General features: G+C 54.7%; 5 protein-coding genes and 1 pseudogene. 3 read left to right on the plus strand and 3 right to left on the minus strand.

Annotated features, from left to right (window positions below):
* Nucleotides 1–273 precede the first annotated feature (273 nt).
* Nucleotides 274–465: a hypothetical protein gene (locus IVA87_RS29735; protein ID WP_247336487.1), complete on the plus strand. Its 192-nt coding sequence runs from the start codon at nucleotides 274–276 to the stop codon at nucleotides 463–465.
* A 139-nt stretch (nucleotides 466–604) separates the two neighbouring features.
* On the opposite strand, the gene IVA87_RS29740 is transcribed toward IVA87_RS29735, so the two are convergent.
* Nucleotides 605–1,027 (minus strand): hypothetical protein, encoded by a 423-nt coding sequence (locus IVA87_RS29740; RefSeq protein ID WP_247336491.1) that lies wholly within the window; start codon nucleotides 1,025–1,027, stop codon nucleotides 605–607.
* Nucleotides 1,028–1,210: 183 nt separating this feature from the next.
* Between IVA87_RS29740 and IVA87_RS29745 the strand changes: the two genes are divergently transcribed.
* Nucleotides 1,211–1,420, plus strand: coding sequence for a hypothetical protein (locus tag IVA87_RS29745; RefSeq protein ID WP_247280384.1), 210 nt, complete (start codon nucleotides 1,211–1,213; stop codon nucleotides 1,418–1,420).
* Nucleotides 1,421–1,871: 451 nt separating this feature from the next.
* Here the strand turns inward: IVA87_RS29745 and IVA87_RS29750 are convergent, their stop codons facing one another.
* Nucleotides 1,872–2,372, minus strand: coding sequence for a nuclear transport factor 2 family protein (locus IVA87_RS29750; protein ID WP_247280385.1), 501 nt, complete (start codon nucleotides 2,370–2,372; stop codon nucleotides 1,872–1,874).
* Nucleotides 2,373–2,691: 319 nt separating this feature from the next.
* Here IVA87_RS29750 and IVA87_RS29755 point away from each other — a divergent pair, with 319 nt between their 5' ends.
* Nucleotides 2,692–3,192 (plus strand): hypothetical protein, encoded by a 501-nt coding sequence (locus IVA87_RS29755; protein WP_247336495.1) that lies wholly within the window; start codon nucleotides 2,692–2,694, stop codon nucleotides 3,190–3,192.
* A gap of 189 nt (nucleotides 3,193–3,381) precedes the next feature.
* Here the strand turns inward: IVA87_RS29755 and IVA87_RS29760 are convergent.
* Nucleotides 3,382–3,544, minus strand: a pseudogene (locus IVA87_RS29760) (IS4 family transposase); the annotation flags it as partial.

Genomic DNA, 3,544 nt, shown 5'->3' on the forward strand with positions numbered 1-3,544 from the left:
ACAACGCGGTCTGTTCGACTTGCCGATGCCCCATCATGATCTTCAGTCCTGCCAATTAGACAGACTGAATCACTGATATCTCTGCGTCGCAACAGCTGCCTTTTTCAACAGAATCGGCCAAAAGCGGACTAGTTTAATGCTCTGCATTTCGAGGTTGCAGCGCCAGCGGACCTTCAGGCCGATATGATCTAACCGCAAAGGAAGACAGACTCGACTTGGCCACGCGCTTTCCAATAGGCTCCTGCTTTCCAATTATAACTAGCGGGGAGCGAAATGGCTGAAAGAATCAATGTCGAGGTTACCGGCAAATCGCAGTTTGAAGTCGCCTACGACATGGCGAGATACATACTAATCAATATGGAAGGTCGTCAGGTGAAGAGCATAAAGCGGCAAGAGCTCTTGCATTTGGTAGCTGACTGCATCGAGACCTTGCGCGGCATCAAGGCCAGGGAGATTATCAGCTAAAGGCTTGCACTCCTGCAGCGACCGTCCACCCGCATTTCGCAAAATTTCGTGGGCGGCCTTGGAGAGCGCTTTCGGTCGAGACAGCTATGGGTCCATGAGCCGACATCGCTCAATCAAGCGGCGGTACTTGTCAGGCTCCTTAGCGGCCGTAGGGGAAGCAGCGATTGCGATCGAGTGCGAGACCGAAATGTGCTCCCAGTGCAGCGATGGCCGCGTCTTGCTGAGGATAGGGATCGGCATTGGATGCGGCAACGATGATGATCCGGAACCCGCCGCGATCCTTGCCGCCGGGTGGCAGCATCGCTGTAGTCAGTGCATTGCCCTCCCTGTCGCGCAGCGTGAGGAAAAGCGGCATCTCTCGCTGTACATGGGCCTCGAGGCCGATGTCGCGCTCGATCGCGTTGGGCCGCTCGGGACGCCAGGACTGGACTGCCTTCTCCCGCTCGCGGCGGAAATATTTCTCAACTGTGTGGTCCATCAGGCGCGACTCATGCATCGCTTCACCTTCCGTCTCGATACGGAACCAGGTCTTGCCCTTCGGTGCGTCGCAAACATACTGCATTTCGCCCGTCCTGCGATCGCCGCAATTCTAGGGCGGCGGGCCTGTAAAGCCAATATGAGACTGGCTCCCGTGTATAGAGCTTCACGATCAGAGGGGCTAAGAGTTCTTGATTGGACGTTGAAGTTCTAGTGAGCCCAAACAATACTAGGTCGATCGGAATAATCCTCTTCAAGGAGCTTCCAGATGCCTGACATAAGGGAAAAGCAACGCGAAGCCCGCCGGAAGATCATTCGCCAATGGGCGAAGCTTCCGAAGGATAAACGCCAGTCTTTGGAGGGGATTTCTGAATTCGCCAGGACCGCCGCTCAGCAGAACGAGAACGCATTCATTCGCAGTCGTCGCGATCCGTATCAGAAGATCATGGGATGGCTATTGCCGCGTGCTCATCTCTGAACGAGTGAGTCCTCTGCACATCCTTCCAAGACGAAACCGGATTCTTCAGCTTGACCCCGTGTGGCGAACGGCCCGCACGATTTAGGGAGCAAACCATGCATCTTGTCGCAACGACATTGAGCGCGATTTTGTGAATCCGATCAGGCGACGCCCGATTTCCGTTTAGGGTCAACCGCGCCAGTTTTCGCCCGATCTCTATCAGCTCCGGTGGCATGGAGGTGATAGGCGCATTTCGTCGCGTAGGGCCAGACTCGGTCCTGCAGGGCTGTACTTGCTGCAGTCCGGTCTTCACTAAAAGCTGATCCTCGGTCCGATCAAGGAGCCGCGCTATCCCGTCATTTTTCGAGAGGACGCGAGTCGGCTTCCGTGGCCGACAGACCTACGTTTCAGTTGCTGCCTCCGCCCGTTTGGGCGCGAAAGCCGGTCACGACGAACTTCTCTCGGGTAGGCGCTATTTTCCACTCGGCGCGTTCCCCGTTGTAGTCGCCGTGGTCCCCGCTTGTTGCGGCTGCGGCGGCGGTGCCTTAGGAGCCGACGTCAGCATACGAATTTTCCATTGCCCATTCTCACGAACATCAAGAGCAGTCCAAATCGCGTTTATTTCTAGGGGATCGCCTTTCTCACTCTTTCCAGTAATGTGAGCTTCGCCAGTTGACAGAGCCATGTTTTCTGACAATGGCTGAACTTCGGTCACCTTTACCTCGAGGCGATTAAGTCCAGCTTTGAAACCGTCCTCATAAAACTTGGTATTATCGGGCTCAATTCCATTCTGAGTAACACGCAGGTAGTTCTTCGTATAAAGTGCCGTAATCCCGGCAGCATCTTGTTTGTTGAAGTGCTGCTCGTATGCTGAAGCCATCTTCCCAATTTCCTCCTTGAGATTTTGATCTGCTGCAGTAGCAGGAATTGCTGACAGCAATAATGAGAAACATACAGCTCCAAATGTGCGCATGATGTTAGCTCCCTGCTGTTGATGCCTCCCTAGAATAGAGGATGGAGACGAGGCTTACCTCCGTCCTCCTAGCAACGCCGATCACGCGGTCGCCCGGTTTCGAGGAACAGGTCCTGTCAGTATTACGGTTGGTACACCTCGGGCGCACTAGCGCCGACCTCCCACCGTCCTTGATGACTCATCCTGATGATCGCGAAGTGACGTTGGCTCCTGCGCCAATATAGCTCAACACAGCGATGTCGGCCATTGGGTCACATGCTGAAGCGTAGAGACTTCACAGCCCTAATCCGCTCTCCACCTGAAAGGAGACGGTCGTTGAATGGTCGGGCGAGGCAGCTACGGGCCAGCAGCGGAACTGCGGCTGGCAGTTTACCGAAGGTTAGCTCTCGTTCCTGTACAACCGATGGATGCTGCCTCTTTGAACGAGGACGTACGGCGCATGAGAACGCTGCTAAAAATTGTCCTCGTGGCGGTCTGCGCTGCAATCTTGACGGCATTGCTGTTGATCATGGTCTTAGGCGGCATCTTTGGGATGCAATGGAGCCGGACGTTGCAAATACTGAGTTCTGCGACGGGGTTGTACCTCCCGCCCACGATCATTTTCATCGAGTTCTATTTCCTCGTGAATGACCTGTTGGCTTATATTTGCAGGAAATACGAGCCGAACTTCGGGCTAAACTTCTCCGAGATCCCGTTCAAGTTCGACCTCGACAACTTTGAAACACCTATTCCGCTTGAGACGAAGCTTGTTCAGCTGTATCCCCTCACCATTTTGCTGTTGCTGCTTGGATTGGTGGTCGCGTTGACGGCGCGCCAATAGAGCGATGCCTCTGGTCCGCAACGGGTCATTTGCATCCACCCGGCCAACCAATAGGACCAAAGTACGCCTGCAATTGTCTATAAGCCGACGTAGGTTCAAAAGGTTGCTCGCCCGAAAATGACCGGCCTCATCAACTGAGGAGGTCATCATGACTGATGTCCCAAGCCCCAACGTGAACGTCGCCAACTTTCAATTACCCACAAATTCTCCTCCGACCACGACACCTAGCGCTATGTCGGTGAGGCGTGACAGCCCGCGCCACATGACGGTATTGCCGGGTGGCGGATCGCTGGCGCGGGCGAGATAACCGCCGAGCCGGGCGACTTTGATCAAATAGTGCGAGAGCGTTTTC

The sequence above is a fragment of the Bradyrhizobium sp. 147 genome (assembly GCF_023073935.1).
Classification (GTDB): Bacteria; Pseudomonadota; Alphaproteobacteria; order Rhizobiales; family Xanthobacteraceae; genus Bradyrhizobium.

Bases quoted from the DNA above. Each gene is read 5' to 3' on its own strand.
- IVA87_RS29750 (WP_247280385.1), bottom strand. From the start codon at position 2,372: ATGCGCACATTTGGAGCTGTATGTTTCTCATTATTGCTGTCAGCAATT.
- IVA87_RS29745 (WP_247280384.1), top strand. From the start codon at position 1,211: ATGCCTGACATAAGGGAAAAGCAACGCGAAGCCCGCCGGAAGATCATT.
- IVA87_RS29735 (WP_247336487.1), top strand. From the start codon at position 274: ATGGCTGAAAGAATCAATGTCGAGGTTACCGGCAAATCGCAGTTTGAA.
- IVA87_RS29740 (WP_247336491.1), bottom strand. From the start codon at position 1,027: ATGCAGTATGTTTGCGACGCACCGAAGGGCAAGACCTGGTTCCGTATC.
- IVA87_RS29755 (WP_247336495.1), top strand. From the start codon at position 2,692: ATGGTCGGGCGAGGCAGCTACGGGCCAGCAGCGGAACTGCGGCTGGCA.